Genomic DNA, 14,972 nt, shown 5'->3' on the forward strand with positions numbered 1-14,972 from the left:
GATGCCGCTGGCCGGTGCCCTCGAACGACACGCCGCGCAACATCCGGAAAACCCGGCCTTCCACCTGGAGGACCGGGTTCTGTCCTACGCGACGCTCGTCGCCACCGCACGGCACCTGCATGCGACCTTCGCGGGCCTCGCCCCAACGGGCCGAAGCGCCATCGGCCCGGAAAACCGGCTGGTCGCTCTCGTTACCGGCAACCACGCCCTTTTCCCCGCCGCCTTCGCGGCCGCCACGGCCGGAAACACCTGCGCCGCGCTGATCGATCCGCATTTACCGGAAGCAGTGCGCCGGCGGCTCCTCGAAAAACTCGACCCCGATCTCATCGTCATCGCCGAAGGGGCTGAGCTTCTCGCCCACAATCCACGAAGCGGTGCGACCCTCGTCCTCGCGGAGAGTGCTGCCTTCGACGCCCCACCGCTGCCGGAAGGCCGCGACGAGGATCCGTTCCTCATCGTCTTCACCTCCGGCACCACCGCCGATCCGAAACCGATCATCCGTGACCGCCGCTCCTGGCGCATCAGCCTTGCCACCGGCGCGCCCTTCTTCGGCCTCGATGCCACAACCAGCACATATGCTCCTGGCCCCCTCGCCCACGGCCTTGCGCTCTATGCGATGACGGAGACCCTGCTTGCCGGCGGCGCCTTCCATTCCGCCCGGCATTTCGATGCGGCGCAGGCGCTGGAGACGATCCGCACCGCGGATATCCGCCGGCTCGTGCTGGTGCCGACCATGCTGCGCCGGCTCTGCGAGGGCGCGCCCGTCGACACCATCGCGGCCATCACCGTTGCCGGTGCAAAACTGACCGCGGCCGACCATGCGATCTGCGCCGCGCATTTCCCCAAGGCGGCCGTGCGCGAATATTACGGTGCCTCGGAGCTCGGCTTCGTCACGGTCACCACGCCGGGCGACCCCGCCTCCTCCACCGCCGTCGGCACGGTTTTTCCCGGCGTGCGGCTTTGCGTGCTGGACAAGGACGGCAAGGCGGTTGCCCCGGGCGAAACCGGCACGATCTTCGTCGAGAGCCCGCTTGTCGCGACCGGCTATCTGGGTGCCGGCGACGGCGCGGGTCTCGTCCGCTTCGGCACGCTCGCGACCGTCGGCGACCTCGGTTTCCTGGAGGCGGATGGCACGCTGCATCTGCTCGGCCGATCCGGCGGCATGATCCTCTCCGGCGGCAACAATATCTACCCTTCCGAAGTGGAAGCTGCCCTTCTCGGCCTTGCCGAAATCCGCGCCGCCCATGTCTTCGGCGTCGAGCACGCGGATCTCGGCAGCGAACTCATCGCGGTGGTCGAGCCGAACGGTCTGGAGCTTACGCCGGAAAGCCTGAAGGCGGCGCTGGCAAGAACGCTGCCGCGCTACAAGCTGCCGCGCCGGCTCTGGCTGTGCCGCGCCATGCCGGTGACGCCCTCCGGCAAGGTCGAGGCCAGGACGGTGCGGCAATGGGTGGCGGAGGACAGCGATGCGCTCGAACGGCTCTATTGATCCCGCCCGCATCCCTGTTATCGCGGCCGCCTTCCGCACGCCGATCGGCCGCGTCAACGGCACGCTTGCCGCCATCGAGCCGGCAAGCCTTGCCGTCCCGCTAATCCGCCGCATCCTCGCCGAGACCGGGCTTTCGCCCGCGGCGGTGGACGACGTGATCCTCGGCAATGCGGCCAACAGCGCCGGCAATCTCGCGCGTCTGGCAGCGCTGGAGGCGGGGCTTCCCGTCTCCGTGCCCGGCCTGACGGTGGACCGGCAATGCGGCTCGGGGCTGGAGGCGATCGCGCTCGCCGCCCGGCTGGTGCAGGCGGGTGCCGGGCGGTTTTATCTCGCCGGCGGCACCGAGAGCTCAAGCCGCGCCCACCTGCGTTTTCGCCCGCCCGCAACAGCCGGCGAAGAGCCGCAACCCCTGCGCCGCGCCCGCATGGCGCCCGATACAATCGGCGATCCGGACATGGGCATCGCCGCGGAAAACGTCGCCGCCCATGCCGGCGTCAGCCGCGAGCGGCAGGATGCCTTCGCGCTCGAAAGCCATGTTCGCGCGGTGGCGGCGGCGAAGGCCGGGCGCTTCGACGGCGAGATCGTGCCGGTGGAAACGCCCGCCGGGCTGGTTTCCCGCGACGAATGCCCGCGGGAAAACACATCCCTGGAAAAGCTCGCGGCGCTGAAGCCCGTCTTTCGGCCCGATGGCACGGTGACCGCGGGCAATGCCTGCCCGGTCAATGACGGCGCTTCGGTCGTGCTGGTCACCTCGCTTGCCGCGGCGCAGGCGCTCGGGCTTGAGCCCCTGCTCGAAGTGGTCGACAGCGCGGTGGCCGGCGTCGATCCGAACCTGCTCGGCCTCGGCCCCGTGCCCGCCATGGCAAAACTCGCCGCGCGCAATGCCGGGCTCGATGCGACAAGAATCCCCTTCGTCGAATTCAACGAGGCCTTTGCCTCGCAGGTGCTGGCAAGCCTCGATGCGCTCGGCATCGACCCCGCGCGTGCCAACCGCGACGGCGGGGCGCTGGCGCTCGGCCATCCCTATGGCGCGTCCGGCGCAATCCTCGTCACGCGGCTTTTTGCGCAGATGCGGGGCGTCGAGACGGGGGCGGAGGGCGTCGCCATGATGGGCATCGGCGGCGGCATGGGCATTGCGGCGCTGTTTCGAAAATTGTGAGGGTTCGAAAACTGTGAGGGTGAGATGAAGATCTATTCCGGCGGCTGCCTGTGCGGCGCCATCCGTTTCGAGGCGACGGGACCGGCTGAGAAGCCGCATACCTGCTCCTGCCGCTTCTGCCAGCAGCATACCGGCGCGCCGACCGCCGCCTGGGTGGAGTTTCCCGTCGATCGCCTCGCCTGGACGGGCGCAAAACCCGCGACCTGGCGCTCCTCGGACTATTCCAGCCGCGCCTTCTGCCCGGCCTGCGGCAGCTCCATCGGCGCGATCGACGACGAACCGGTCGTGGCGCTGCTCATCGGCGGTTTCGATGATCCGTCCGATCCGGCGCTTCAGCCCCAGTACCATTCCTTCGAGGATTGCCGGCCGGTCTGGCTGCAGGTCGAGACGGCTTCAGGCGAGGAATGATTTCAGCCAGTCGCGCACCGGCTGCGGTACGTTGACGGGCTGGCGCGTCGAGGGATCGACCGCCACCCAGACGATTTCCAGATCGGCCACCGCTGCACCTTCGGAAGAGATCGAGACGGCAAAGCTGAGCGAGGTGGCGCCGATGCGCGTGACCGACACCTTGAAGCGGGCCAGATCGTCCAGCCGCAGGCCGCGATGGAAGGTGCAGCCGGATTTGCGCACGAAATAAACTGGGTCGTCCCGCCCCTCGGGCCTATGACGCCAAAGGCCCGCGACGGCGGCCTCTGCATGGGCGTAGTAGGCGGCATTGTGCATGTGGCCGTGCATGTCTATATCGCGAAAGGGTATGCGGACCTCGCTCACCGTGATGTCTGCCGTCTGTTCCACGTCGACCCCCGGGATAAAACCATGCTTCGTGCCGTTGTTAGAGCGTTCGGCGATCCCCGGCAAGTGATCGCCCTGGAAGAGGCCGAGCGCGTGGCCCCCGGCCCGGGCGAAGTGGAAGTCCGCATCCTGCGCGCCGCCATAAACCCCTCCGACCTCATCCCCATCACCGGCGCCTACCGCAGCCGCACCACCCTGCCCTTCGTGCCCGGCTTCGAGGGGGTTGGGGAGATCGTGCGGATCGGGGGTGGTGTGGGCGGACAGCCATACCCCCCTCTGTCCTGCCGGACATCTCCCCCTCAAGGGGGGAGATCGGATGGAGCATCGTCTCGGCCATCTCAGGCGTTGCAAGCCGGGGAAGGGTCTCGACACTTGCCGATCTCCCCCCTTGAGGGGGAGATGTCCGGCAGGACAGAGGGGGGTGGGCCGTTAACCGAAGCCGCCAATGGAGTGGGCTTCGCCATCGGCCAGCGCGTGCTGCCTATTGGCGCGAGCGGTCTTTGGCAGCAATATCTTATCCGCCCGGCGGACCGGTGTTTTGCGGTGCCGGATGATCTTTCGGACGATCAGGCCGCGATGGCCTATGTGAATCCGCTGACGGCGTTCCGGCTGGTCGATGCGGTCCGTGAGCACTTCGGCTGCGCAACGGGCCAGCGCATCGGTGTGACGGCCGCAGCCTCCGCCATTGGAAAAATGCTGCTGGTGCTGCTGGCGGAGACCGGCTTCCAGCCGGTCGCCCTTGTGCGCAGCCTGGCGACGGCGCAGCGACTGGCGGAAAGCTTTTCCGGCGAGATCGTCGCGCAGGCGCCGCTGCCGCCGCTCGATGCGGTGCTCGATGCGGTCGGCGGCGAGCCCGGCAATGGGCTGTTCCGCCATCTCCGGCGCGGTGGGGCCTTCCTGCAATATGGCGCGCTGAGCGGGGCGCAGCTCGATCCGACGCTGGTCGCCGCGCGCCGCGAGGAGGTCGCCTTCTCCTTCCTGTGGCTGCGCAACTGGGTGCATTCCGCGCCACGCGCGGCGATCGAAGAGGCGTTCGCGCGCAGTTTTGCGGGCATCCGCGCCGGTTATCTCGGTTCCGCGGTGGATGGCGTCTTTGCGCTCTCGGACCTACAAGCGGCGCTTGCCCGCCAGGACGACCCGTCACGCGTCGGAAAACTGCTCCTTGCGCCATGACGGTTGAAAAGGCGTGGAGACTGGCCCATTTCCCGTGGACCTCGCCAACCGCAATAGGTAGCTTCCGGCCATGACGACGTTTCTCTTCGAGAACCCGATCTTCCTCGAGCACCACACGCCTGAGGGCCACCCGGAGCGGTCGGACCGTATCCGGGCGATCAACCTCGCGCTGGAACACGAGCGCTTCTCGCCGCTCGTGCGAGAAAAGGCGGCGCAGGCGAACGAGGATTTCGTGCTGCTCGCCCATCCCGAAAGCCACCTGCGCGCCGTCATGGACGAGATGCCCGAGGAGGGCATCAACCAGGTCGAGGCGGATACCTATGCGAGCCCGGCGAGCCTCCAGGCCGCGCTGACCGGCATCGGCGGGGCGATCGGCGCGATCGATGCGGTCTTTTCCGGCAAGGCGGACAACGCCTTCGTCGCGGCGCGCCCGCCCGGCCACCATGCCGAGCGCAACAAGGCGATGGGCTTCTGTTTCTTCAACAATGCCGCAATCGCCGCCCGTCATGCGCAGCGGGCCTATGGTGCGGAGCGCGTCGCCATCGTCGACTGGGACGTGCACCACGGCAACGGCACGCAGGACATCTTCTTCGACGACCCCTCCGTGCTGTTCTGCTCGACGCACCAGATGCCGCTTTATCCCGGTAGCGGGGCGAAGGACGAGACGGGGGCCGGCAACATCGTCAACGCGCCGCTTTCGGCCAATGATGGCAGCGACCATTTTCGCGAGGCTTTTCGCTCGCGCGTGCTGCCGCGCGTTGCCGATTTCCGGCCGGACGTGATCATCATTTCCGCCGGCTTCGACGCCCACCACCGCGATCCGCTGGCGCAGATCAATCTCGTCGCCGACGATTTCGACTGGGCGACGGCGAAGATCATGGAACTTTCCGAAAAATCGGCGAACAATCGGGTGGTCAGCCTGCTGGAAGGCGGCTACGACCTCGAAGGCCTCGCCGAATCCGCCGCCACCCATATCTACCGCCTGATGAGAGGCTGACCATGACCAACGCCGCCCCTGCCGCCGCCCCGGATGTCTCCGCCCTCACCTTCGAGCAGGCCGTCGAGGAGCTGGAAAAGATCGTTGCAGCGCTGGAGCGCGGCGACGTGCCGCTCGACCGCTCCATCGAGATCTACGAACGTGGCGAAGCGCTGAAGAAACATTGCGAGACGCTGCTTTCGGCCGCCGAAAACCGCATCGAAAAAATCCGCCTCGACCGCGCCGGCAAACCGCAGGGCACGGAGCCACTCGACGGGGCGTGAGCCTATAGCTGGTCTGCGATCGCGGCCTTGTCGATGATCGACCAGACATTGCGGATGCGCCCATCCTGAAATTCGTAGAAAACGTTTTCGCTGAACGCGACCTTCCTGCCATTGACGGGAAGGCCGAAGAGTTCGCCGATGGGCGTGCAATCGAACAGCAGCCGGCTGGCGATGCGCGGCGGGTCCGCCATCAGGAAATCGATAGTGAAGCGAAGATCGGGGATCGCCCGAAAATCGCCTTCCAGCATGGTGCGATAGCCTGACAGGCCGATGCGCTTGCCGTTGTAATGCGCGTCCTCGTGCACGAAATTGCCGAGGTTCGGCCAGTCCTGTGCGTTCAGGCAGGCGATATAGCCGCGGTAGAGCGCCGAGAGATCGTCCTTCGTCATGCATCCGTTCCTGTGTATCTGCCCTCAATATGGGGCAATGGGCGGCGAAAGCCATATGGGCGGAAAGCTTGACCACAGCGTCAACAGGATCGCGCTATCCGCCTCGCCCGCCGCCCGCTAACATCCGCCCATGAACCAATGACAGGAGGGCGTGATGAGCTTCTTTCCCGGCACGGACCCGGAGGCGGGTGACGCGGCGGCGTGTGATGCGCTGGAGCATCTTATCATTCCGCGCACCAGCGATATCGGCGGGCTTGCGGTGCGGCGCGCGCTGCCGACGGCCAAACGCCGGCTGGTGGGGCCATTCATCTTCTTCGACCGCATGGGGCCGGCGCTGTTGCGGGCGGGCGACGCGATCGACGTCAAGCCGCACCCGCATATCGGGCTTTCCACCGTCACCTATCTCTTCGACGGCGAGATCAAGCACCGCGACAGCATCGGCACCGAAATGGTGATCGCGCCCGGCGACGTGAACCTGATGACGGCGGGACGCGGCATCGTGCATTCCGAGCGATCGCCGGAAAACCTGCGCGGCAGGCCCATGTCGATTTCCGGCCTCCAGACCTGGCTCGCCCTGCCCGACAGCCATGAGGAGATGGCGCCGGTCTTTGCCCACACCACCAAGGCCGAACTTCCCTCGTTTTCGGCCGATGGCATAGCTGCGCGAACCATCATCGGCCGCTATGAAGGCCATGCCTCGCCCGTCGATGTGCCGACGGACACGCTCTATGTCGACCTGACGCTTGCGCCCGGTGCTGCTGCACCGTTGCCAGCAGAATGGGAGGAGCGCGCGGTCTATGTGCTCTCCGGCACGCTGGATGTGGCCGGCGACCTGTTCGAGGCGGACCGGCTGCTCGTCTTCCGCGCGGGCGATGCGATCACGCTGAAGGCGGGGCCGCAGGGCTGTCATATCATGCTGTTCGGTGGGGCCGCGCTCGGCTCCAAGCGCTACATCTGGTGGAACTTCGTCTCCTCCTCCAAGGAGCGCATCGAGCAGGCCAAGGAGGAATGGCGCACCGGCCGCTTCGACATCGTGCCCGGCGACGAGGAGGAATTCGTGCCGCTGCCTGCCGGGTAATGCATAGTCACAAAGGTATATGATATGATGACGCAAAGGAGCGGCATGCTCCGTTGCGCGCTCACGTCTTGGCAGATTCGCTCCTGCTTCCACCGTCATCCTCGGGCTAGACCCGAGGATCCAAGCCGCGAGCGCCAGATGGATGCTCGGGTCTAGCCCGAGCATGACGGAGGAGAGGTGGACTTGACACATCCATAGCCACGCAGCTATACGTTATTCATAGTCATTGAGGTATGGATCAAGTGGCCGAAGCGCATGACATGCTGTTCCGCACGTTGGCGGACCCGACCCGGCGCGCGCTCTTCGAGCGGCTGTGCCGCGAGGGTGAGAAGACGGTGGGGGCGCTGACGGCTAAGGCGGGCGTCTCGCAGCCAGTCGTCTCCAAACATCTGAACCTCCTCAAGCAGGCAGGCCTCGTGCGCGACCGGCACGAGGGACGCCAGACGCATTACAGCGCCCAGCTCGGCGCGCTCGCGCCGCTCATCGACTGGACCAGCCAGATGGCCCGGTTCTGGGAGACGCGCTTCGACGATCTCGAAAATTTGCTGAGGAGAATGGATCAATGAGTGACGCAACACCCGAGACGCGCGCCGTCGTCGTCGAGCGCGAGATCGCCCATCCGCCGGAAAAGCTTTGGCGTGCACTTACGCAGCCGCACCTCATCTCGGAATGGCTGATGAAGACCGATTTCGCACCCGTCGTCGGCCATGATTTCACGCTCCGCGGCGATTGGGGTAGTGTCGATTGCCGCGTCCTGACGGTCGAGCCCGGCAGGATGCTGAGCTATACGTGGGATCATGTGCACGACGATCCGGCCTTCGACCTCAGGAGCGTGGTGAGCTTCACGCTGACGCCGACGGCCACGGGAACGCATCTGCGCATGGAGCAGACCGGGTTCCGGCCGGAGCAGAAGCAGGCCTTCGGCGGCGCCCGCCATGGCTGGGAGCAGCATTTCACGAACCTGGAGCGGGTTCTGGCGGGACTGGCATAACGCGGAGCGAGGATCATGACCGGCGAGACCACCAAGAAGGCGCCCAGGAAGCAGGCCGGTCAACCGGTCCTGCTTTCGGGCGGCAATCCGCAGATTGCCAAGGGCTATGGCAACGGGCCGATCCAGGCCTACATCGCCGCCATGCCGGGCTGGAAGAGCGACATGGGCCGCCGGCTCGATGCGCTGATCGAGAAAACCGTGCCCGGCGTGTACAAGGCGGTCAAGTGGAACTCGCCGTTCTACGGCATCGAGGGTGACGGCTGGTTCCTCGGCCTGCATTGTTTCAACAAATACATCAAGCTCGCCTTCTTCCGCGGCACTGCGCTCGAACCGATGCCCCCGGTCGCTTCCAAGACTGCCGAGACGCGCTATTTCCACATCCACGAGGAAGACGTGCTCGATGAAGCCCAGCTTGCGGACTGGATCCGCCAGGCAAGCCGGCTTCCCGGCGAGCGCATGTGACGAACGAAAGGTTGGAAACCATGGACCAGGCCAAGAGTGAAACGGAATCCCCTTCCCGTCTGATCGACAAAAGGATCGAGGAGCTTGCCGACTGGCGCGGCGAAACCCTGGCCCGGCTGCGCGCCATCATCAAAAAGGCCGACCCCGACATTGTCGAGGAATGGAAATGGCGCGGCGTTCCGGTCTGGGAACATGACGGCATCATCTGCACCGGCGAGACCTACAAGGCGGCGGTGAAGATGACCTTCGCCAAGGGCGCATCGCTGCCCGACCCGGCCGGCCTGTTCAATTCCAGCCTGGAGGGCAACACGCGCCGCGCCATCGACGTGCATGAGGGCGAAGCGATCGACGAGGCCGCGCTCACCGCGCTGGTCCAGGCTGCCGTCGCCCTGAACACGGCGAAACGCCCGAAGAAGAGGTAGGAATCACGACAAATTGAGTGCGGGCGGCCGGCGTCCGCAAAATGCCCCAATTGCCCGGGAGAACTCGGGCAGTGCGTCGGTTTGTGCGGTATCAATCCGGCGAAATACGCTCTAGACTTGCCGAAACGGTTGAAATCGCGCGCCGCATTCTGCATGTGACAGGCTAACGCGGTCAAAGCCGCATGCCCGGGTCGGGCTCCACAGCGGAGTTTTCGGCACGCGGGCGAGAACACGAGGCATGAGAGTGACACAAGCACCCGCCACACCGCTGCTCGACAAGGTCCACATTCCGGCGGACCTGAAGGCCGTGGACGATCGCGACCTGCCGCAACTGGCAGCCGAACTGCGCGCCGAGATGATCGACGCCGTGTCGCGCACCGGCGGGCATCTGGGCGCGGGCCTCGGCGTGGTCGAGCTCACCATCGCCATCCACAAGGTTTTCGACACGCCCAAGGACCGGCTGATCTTCGATGTCGGCCACCAGTGCTATCCGCACAAGATCCTCACCGGCCGGCGCGACCGCATCCGCACATTGCGCCAGGAAGACGGCCTCTCCGGCTTCACGCGGCGCGCCGAGAGCGAATACGATCCCTTCGGCGCCGCCCATTCCTCGACCTCGATTTCCGCCGGCCTCGGCATGGCGGTCGCGGCCGATCTTTCCGGCGAGAACCGCAATGTCATCGCCGTCATCGGCGACGGCGCCATGTCGGCCGGCATGGCCTATGAGGCGCTGAACAATGCCGGTGCGCTGGATGCACGCCTCATCGTCATCCTCAACGACAACGACATGTCGATCGCCCCGCCGACCGGCGCCATGAGCGCCTATCTTGCGCGGCTCGCCTCCGGGCGCACCTATATGGGCTTCCGCGACCTCGGCAAGAAGCTGACGGCCTATCTCGGCAAGAAGGTCGACCGCGCGATCACCCGCGCCGTTGAACATGCACGGGGTTATGTGACCGGCGGCACGCTCTTCGAGGAGATGGGCTTCTACCATATCGGTCCGATCGACGGGCATTCCTTCGAGCACCTGCTGCCGGTGCTGCGCAATGTGCGTGACAATTCCAAGGGCCCGGTGCTGATCCACGTCGTCACCCAGAAGGGCAAGGGTTATCCGCCGGCAGAAGCCGCCGCCGACAAGTATCACGGCGTCAACACCTTCGACGTCATCACCGGCGCGCAGGCGAAGGCCAAGCCGAACGCGCCCGCCTATACCGCCGTCTTCGCCGATGCGCTGGTGCAGGAAGCCGGCTTCGACGAGAAGATCGTCGGCGTCACCGCCGCCATGCCGAACGGCACCGGCCTCGACAAGCTGGCCGCCGCCTATCCCATGCGCACCTTCGACGTGGGCATTGCCGAGCAGCATGCGGTGACCTTCGCCGCAGGCCTCGCGTCCGAAGGCTACAAGCCGTTCTGTGCGCTCTATTCCACCTTCCTGCAACGCGGCTACGACCAGGTCGTGCATGACGTGGCGATCCAGGGTCTGCCGGTGCGTTTCCCGATCGACCGCGCCGGCTTTGTCGGCGCCGATGGGCCGACCCATGCCGGCTCCTTCGACACGACCTATCTCGCGACACTGCCAGGCTTCGTGGTGATGGCGGCTGCCGACGAGGCGGAGCTGAAGCATATGGTACGCACCGCCGCCGCCTATGACGACGGCCCGATCTCCTTCCGCTATCCGCGCGGCGAAGGTGTCGGCATCGACATGCCGGCACGCGGCGAAATCCTCCAGATCGGCAAGGGCCGCGTCGTCAAGCAGGGGTCGAAGGTGGCGCTGCTCTCCTTCGGCACCCGCCTGGCCGATTGTCTGCTCGCCGCCGAGGACCTCGATGCCGCCGGCCTTTCCACGACGGTCGCCGACGCGCGTTTCGCAAAGCCGCTCGACCACGACCTCATCCGCCAACTCGCCCGCCACCACGAGGTGCTGATCACCATCGAGGAAGGCGCCGTCGGCGGCTTCGGCAGCCATGTGCTGCAATTCCTCGCCATGGAAGGCCTGCTCGATCACGGCCTGAAGGTGCGCCCGCTGGTGCTTCCGGATATCTGGATGGAACAGGCCAAGCCCGACGCGATGTACGCCAAAGCCGGCCTCGACCGCGCCGGCATCGTCTCCACCGTCTTCAAGACACTCGGCCAGAAGGCCGTGGGTGTGGGCGCAGCCGGCTGACCTTACCCTATTCGGTGAAGCCCGCGCCGCCCGGTTTCTACTGCGCGGCGCTTGGCTTCAGCAGCAGGATGTCGATCTCGTTTGCGGGCGTGAAATCCTTCGCCTTCATCTCGAAGGTTGTCGGCCCCGTCTTCTTGATGCCTTCGCCGCAGAAGCTGACGAGATTTTCCGGCGCGCCCTTGTCGATCGTCAGCGAAAAATCCTTGATCGGGCCGGACCAGTTGGCGCCGGTCGTCAGGATGTAGGAAATCCAGTTCTCGAAGAGGTAGGGTTTTCCAGCCTGCATGTCCTTTTCCGACTGCTGGGCGCGACGCACGATGTTCTCCTCGATGCAGTAGCGCTTCACATAGTCCTCATAGCGCTCACCCTTCGCCGCCCCCTCCTCCAGGAAGCTGATGCCCACCGTGCCGCCGACGCTCGGCTTGTAGCGGTGCTGGACCTTCACCTCCTTGCCCGCCGGGAAGGTCGTGCGCCACCAATAGACGGATTTCAGCGACCAGAGCGGCGTGCGGTAGTCCTTCATGCCGTTGCCGTCATTGTCGTAGGTGTCGATGAAGATCAGCCCGCGGGCGATCCAGTCGGCCGCCACCTCCTCGGGGAGCTTTTTCAGCGCGTCCTTGGTCGCGGTCGCGAAGGGAAGCAGCGGAATGCCGTTGGCCTTGAGGTCTTCGGTCACGTCGATATCCGAGGCATAGACGCGCTGCTGGAGATTGACGGCGACGGTCTTCCCGTCCTGCGATGCCGTGAAGGCGAGATAGTTGTCCGTCTCGAAATCGTCCATCGCGACATTCGCATAGGGGTCGCCGCCGATATCGGGCATCGGGAAGGCGACGAGGCCGGAGACATCCTTCTCAGACGTGTTGGTGAAGACATAGTCGACGCGGATTTCCTCCGGCGAGATGAAGAGGGCTTCGCTCGTCATCTCCACCTCCGGCGTGCGCACGAAGGTCAACCCGCCGGTCTTCAGCTCCGCCATCGTGTCGTTGGCGAGCGACGGCGCTGCAAACAGCGCGAGAAGCAGCGGAGCAAGGCGGAAAGCGGCGTTCATGGATGTCCTCGCAAGATGTCTGTCGGCCGCGATATCAGCCGAAACGACACCGTGCAGCAAGCGCGAAACGCGGTGACGCTTTCTCAACCATCCCGTTTTGCAACCGCGTAACCACATCCCTTGGGCGTTCCGAAACCTCCGGCTGCTAGCTTCCGGCTCAACGAAGAGAAAGACCGGACAGGGATTTTCCATCATGCGTTTCGCGCTGCTTGCGGCTCTCGCCGCCACGCTTTGCCATGTCTCCATCGCGGCGGCCGAGGACCGGCCGTCGCACGACCCGGCCATCGAGGCCGCGGCGCTGGCCATCCTGCAAAAGAAGCTGCCGGAGATCCGCAAATCACACGAGATCGGCCGCGATCCGGTGATCGTGCGCGCGGCGCGGCCGGAAGCGGAGCCGCAAGGTATTTCCACCCTTATCGACATCGATTCGCTGCAAAATTTCCCGGGCCGTATCATCTGGCTCTGACGGCGAAGGGCACATCAGGGCTTGCCACCTGCGGCGCGAGGCGTCATGAGAGGCGATGTCCGAACCCACAGAAACCATCCGCCTCGACCAGCTCCTGCTGAATGCCGGTCTCGTTGCCAGCCGATCGCGGGCGCGCGACGCGATTTCGCGCGGCACCGTCAAGGTGAACGGCCGCATCGTCACCAAGCCGAGCTCCACCTTCCCCGCCTCGGCCGTCATCGAGATCGACGACCCGGCGCAGGCCTATGTCTCGCGCGCGGCACTGAAGCTGAAGGCGGCGCTTGACGAATTCGGCCTTAATCCAGCGGGGCTCGATTGCCTCGACATCGGCGCCTCGACCGGCGGCTTTACAGATATCCTGCTGGAGCGCGGCGCCAGCCATGTCATCGCGGTGGATGTCGGCCACGACCAGCTTCACCCGCGGCTGAGGGCTGACGAGCGCATCACCAATTACGAGGGGCTAAACGCGCGGGTGCTCGACGAGGACCATCTCGAAGGGCGCGAAATCGGCGCCGTCGTCTCCGACGTCTCCTTCATCTCGCTGAAGCTGGCGCTGCCGCCGGCCCTTGAAATGGCCGAGCCCGGCGCCTTCTGCGTGCTGCTCGTCAAGCCGCAGTTCGAGGCCGGCCGCGAGGCGATCAGCAAGGCGGGGCTTCTGAAGGACCCGGACAGTGCGCCTGCGGTTGCGGCGGAGCTGGAGCGCTGGCTGGTGGAGGACATGGGCTGGAAGAGCCTCGGCCTCCTGCCCTCGCCGATCACCGGCGGGGACGGCAATGTCGAGTTCCTGCTCGGGGGCCGCAAGCCATGACGACGGAGACGCTGACCATCGCGCGGCTCGGCTCGGGCGGCGACGGCATTGCGGAGGCGCCGGGCGGGCCGGTCTACGTGCCCTTCACGCTGCCCGGCGAGACGGTCGCCGTGGCGCGCGTGAAGAACATCGGCACGGTCATGTCGATGTCGGTCGCCTCGCCCGAGCGCGTCGAGCCGCCCTGCGTGCATTTCGGCCCGGAGGGCAAGAACGGCACCTGCGGCGGCTGCACGCTGCAACATGCAAGCGATGCGCTCTACCACGCCTTCAAGCGCGAACTCCTCGTGAATGCGCTGAAATCCAAGGGCCTGACGCCCGAGGTGGCGCCGCTCGTCATCGCCCGGCCGGGCGAGCGGCGGCGCGTCGTCTTCACCGCGCGCAAGACGGAAAAGGCCGTGCTGCTCGGCTTCAACCAGGCCGGCAGCCACCATATCGTCTCCATCGACCACTGTCCGATCTCCAGCGATGGCATCATCTCGCGGCTTGACGCGATCCGCCGCGTCGCGGGCGCCATCGCCACCAGCAGCGAACCGTTTCGCGTGACGGTGCTGGAGACGCTCGCCGGCCTCGACCTCGCCTTCGAGGGCATCAAGAAGGTGGGCGACAAGGAACGGCGCGCCGTCACGGCCTGCGTGCTTTCACTGCCCGGCATTGCGCGGGTTTCCAGTGACGGCGAGATCCTGATCGAGCCGCAGCGGCCGGTGATCGATTTTTCCGGCGTGCGCGTTTCCCCGCCCGCCGGCGGTTTCACCCAGGCGACGAAGCCGGCCGAGGACGCGATGGCCGATCTGGTGCTGGCTGCCCTCGGCAAGGCCAAGCGCGTCGCCGACCTCTTTGCCGGCTCCGGCACCTTTGCCTTGCGTATCGCCCGGCAGGCCAAGGTGCATGCGGTGGAGGGCGAGGAGAAGGCGCTGAAGGCGCTGGACCAGGCCGCGCGCAACACGCAGGGCCTGAAGCCCGTGACGGTGGAAAAGCGCGACCTCTTCCGCCGCCCGCTGATGACCTCCGAACTGAAGGTTTTCGACGCCGTGGTCTTCGACCCGCCGCGCGCCGGCGCGGAAGACCAGTGCAAGGAACTCGCCCGCTCCGGCGTGAAAACCATCGTGGCCGTCTCGTGCAACCCCGTCAGCCTCGCGCGCGACCTCGCCATCCTCACTGCCGCCGGCTACCGCATCCGCCTGGTGACGCCGATCGACCAGTTCCTCTGGTCGGCCCATGTCGAGGCGGTGGCGGTGCTGGAGAAGTAGGCGGACTAGAGCATTTCCGGTGAA

General features: G+C 66.0%; 18 protein-coding genes and 1 pseudogene. 16 read left to right on the forward strand and 3 right to left on the reverse strand.

The features are described 5' to 3' along the window. Window position 1 precedes the first annotated feature (1 nt). Genes AC1RWL_RS24130 through AC1RWL_RS24140 form a run of 3 tightly spaced genes read left to right on the forward strand, consistent with a single transcriptional unit; the run spans window position 2 to window position 3,056 of the window. Window positions 2-1,489: a class I adenylate-forming enzyme family protein gene (locus AC1RWL_RS24130; RefSeq protein WP_493095722.1), complete on the forward strand. Its 1,488-nt coding sequence runs from the start codon at window positions 2-4 to the stop codon at window positions 1,487-1,489. Next, a complete protein-coding gene (locus AC1RWL_RS24135) occupies window positions 1,467-2,648 on the forward strand; it encodes a thiolase family protein (protein WP_493095723.1) in 1,182 nt (393 codons plus the stop codon). The genes AC1RWL_RS24130 and AC1RWL_RS24135 overlap by 23 nt, the downstream gene beginning before the upstream one ends. 24 nt (window positions 2,649-2,672) lie before the next feature. Next, the gene (locus tag AC1RWL_RS24140; protein WP_493095724.1) at window positions 2,673-3,056 is read left to right on the forward strand and encodes a GFA family protein; all 384 of its coding nucleotides are present in this window, start codon (window positions 2,673-2,675) and stop codon (window positions 3,054-3,056) included. Here AC1RWL_RS24140 and AC1RWL_RS24145 read toward each other — a convergent pair. Then, a complete protein-coding gene (locus tag AC1RWL_RS24145) occupies window positions 3,042-3,443 on the reverse strand; it encodes an acyl-CoA thioesterase (RefSeq protein WP_493095725.1) in 402 nt (133 codons plus the stop codon). The genes AC1RWL_RS24140 and AC1RWL_RS24145 overlap by 15 nt on opposite strands. A 21-nt stretch (window positions 3,444-3,464) precedes the next feature. Here AC1RWL_RS24145 and AC1RWL_RS24150 point away from each other — a divergent pair. The 4 genes and pseudogenes from AC1RWL_RS24150 to AC1RWL_RS24165 all read left to right on the forward strand — a co-directional run. Continuing rightward, window positions 3,465-3,695: pseudogene (locus AC1RWL_RS24150) on the forward strand (alcohol dehydrogenase catalytic domain-containing protein); the annotation flags it as partial. A 144-nt stretch (window positions 3,696-3,839) separates the two neighbouring features. After that, window positions 3,840-4,613 (forward strand): zinc-binding dehydrogenase, encoded by a 774-nt coding sequence (locus AC1RWL_RS24155; RefSeq protein ID WP_493095910.1) that lies wholly within the window; start codon window positions 3,840-3,842, stop codon window positions 4,611-4,613. Between the two features lie 70 nt (window positions 4,614-4,683). Further along, window positions 4,684-5,610, forward strand: a complete 927-nt coding sequence (locus tag AC1RWL_RS24160; protein WP_493095726.1) for a histone deacetylase family protein — start codon at window positions 4,684-4,686, stop codon at window positions 5,608-5,610. Window positions 5,611-5,612: 2 nt separating this feature from the next. Then, window positions 5,613-5,873, forward strand: a complete 261-nt coding sequence (locus AC1RWL_RS24165; RefSeq protein WP_493095727.1) for an exodeoxyribonuclease VII small subunit — start codon at window positions 5,613-5,615, stop codon at window positions 5,871-5,873. A 2-nt stretch (window positions 5,874-5,875) separates the two neighbouring features. Here AC1RWL_RS24165 and AC1RWL_RS24170 read toward each other — a convergent pair whose 3' ends face one another. Next, window positions 5,876-6,262, reverse strand: coding sequence for an ester cyclase (locus AC1RWL_RS24170; protein ID WP_493095728.1), 387 nt, complete (start codon window positions 6,260-6,262; stop codon window positions 5,876-5,878). A gap of 154 nt (window positions 6,263-6,416) precedes the next feature. On the opposite strand from AC1RWL_RS24170, the gene AC1RWL_RS24175 reads away from it, so the two are divergent. The 6 genes from AC1RWL_RS24175 (at window position 6,417) to dxs (ending at window position 11,379) form a co-directional block, all read left to right on the forward strand. After that, on the forward strand, window positions 6,417-7,340 hold the full coding sequence (locus AC1RWL_RS24175) for a pirin family protein (protein ID WP_493095729.1): 924 nt from the start codon (window positions 6,417-6,419) through the stop codon (window positions 7,338-7,340). Between the two features lie 233 nt (window positions 7,341-7,573). Beyond that, a complete protein-coding gene (locus tag AC1RWL_RS24180) occupies window positions 7,574-7,906 on the forward strand; it encodes an ArsR/SmtB family transcription factor (protein ID WP_305111820.1) in 333 nt (110 codons plus the stop codon). Next, window positions 7,903-8,331 carry an SRPBCC family protein gene (locus AC1RWL_RS24185; RefSeq protein ID WP_493095730.1) on the forward strand — a complete coding sequence of 143 codons (429 nt, stop codon included), beginning with the start codon at window positions 7,903-7,905 and terminating at the stop codon, window positions 8,329-8,331. The genes AC1RWL_RS24180 and AC1RWL_RS24185 overlap by 4 nt, the downstream gene beginning before the upstream one ends. A 15-nt stretch (window positions 8,332-8,346) precedes the next feature. Next, window positions 8,347-8,793, forward strand: a complete 447-nt coding sequence (locus tag AC1RWL_RS24190) for a DUF1801 domain-containing protein (protein WP_493095731.1) — start codon at window positions 8,347-8,349, stop codon at window positions 8,791-8,793. 20 nt (window positions 8,794-8,813) lie between these two features. Continuing rightward, window positions 8,814-9,215, forward strand: coding sequence for a DUF1801 domain-containing protein (locus AC1RWL_RS24195; protein ID WP_493095732.1), 402 nt, complete (start codon window positions 8,814-8,816; stop codon window positions 9,213-9,215). A gap of 238 nt (window positions 9,216-9,453) precedes the next feature. Beyond that, on the forward strand, window positions 9,454-11,379 hold the full coding sequence (gene dxs, locus AC1RWL_RS24200; protein ID WP_435267424.1) for a 1-deoxy-D-xylulose-5-phosphate synthase: 1,926 nt from the start codon (window positions 9,454-9,456) through the stop codon (window positions 11,377-11,379). A gap of 37 nt (window positions 11,380-11,416) precedes the next feature. Here dxs and AC1RWL_RS24205 read toward each other — a convergent pair whose 3' ends face one another. Continuing rightward, window positions 11,417-12,427, reverse strand: a complete 1,011-nt coding sequence (locus tag AC1RWL_RS24205; RefSeq protein ID WP_493095733.1) for a DUF4424 domain-containing protein — start codon at window positions 12,425-12,427, stop codon at window positions 11,417-11,419. A 193-nt stretch (window positions 12,428-12,620) separates the two neighbouring features. Here AC1RWL_RS24205 and AC1RWL_RS24210 point away from each other — a divergent pair, with 193 nt between their 5' ends. The 3 genes from AC1RWL_RS24210 to AC1RWL_RS24220 are packed head-to-tail and all read left to right on the forward strand — an operon-like array spanning window position 12,621 to window position 14,948. Further along, the gene (locus AC1RWL_RS24210; RefSeq protein ID WP_493095734.1) at window positions 12,621-12,893 is read left to right on the forward strand and encodes a hypothetical protein; all 273 of its coding nucleotides are present in this window, start codon (window positions 12,621-12,623) and stop codon (window positions 12,891-12,893) included. Window positions 12,894-12,948: 55 nt separating this feature from the next. Continuing rightward, entirely contained in the window at window positions 12,949-13,701 is a 753-nt protein-coding gene (locus tag AC1RWL_RS24215; RefSeq protein ID WP_493095735.1) for a TlyA family RNA methyltransferase, read from the forward strand. Further along, window positions 13,698-14,948 carry a class I SAM-dependent RNA methyltransferase gene (locus tag AC1RWL_RS24220; RefSeq protein WP_493095736.1) on the forward strand — a complete coding sequence of 417 codons (1,251 nt, stop codon included), beginning with the start codon at window positions 13,698-13,700 and terminating at the stop codon, window positions 14,946-14,948. The genes AC1RWL_RS24215 and AC1RWL_RS24220 overlap by 4 nt, the downstream gene beginning before the upstream one ends. The last annotated feature ends 24 nt before the right edge of the window (window positions 14,949-14,972 follow it).

This window comes from Shinella sp. GW821-FHT10F02 (genome assembly GCF_058809275.1).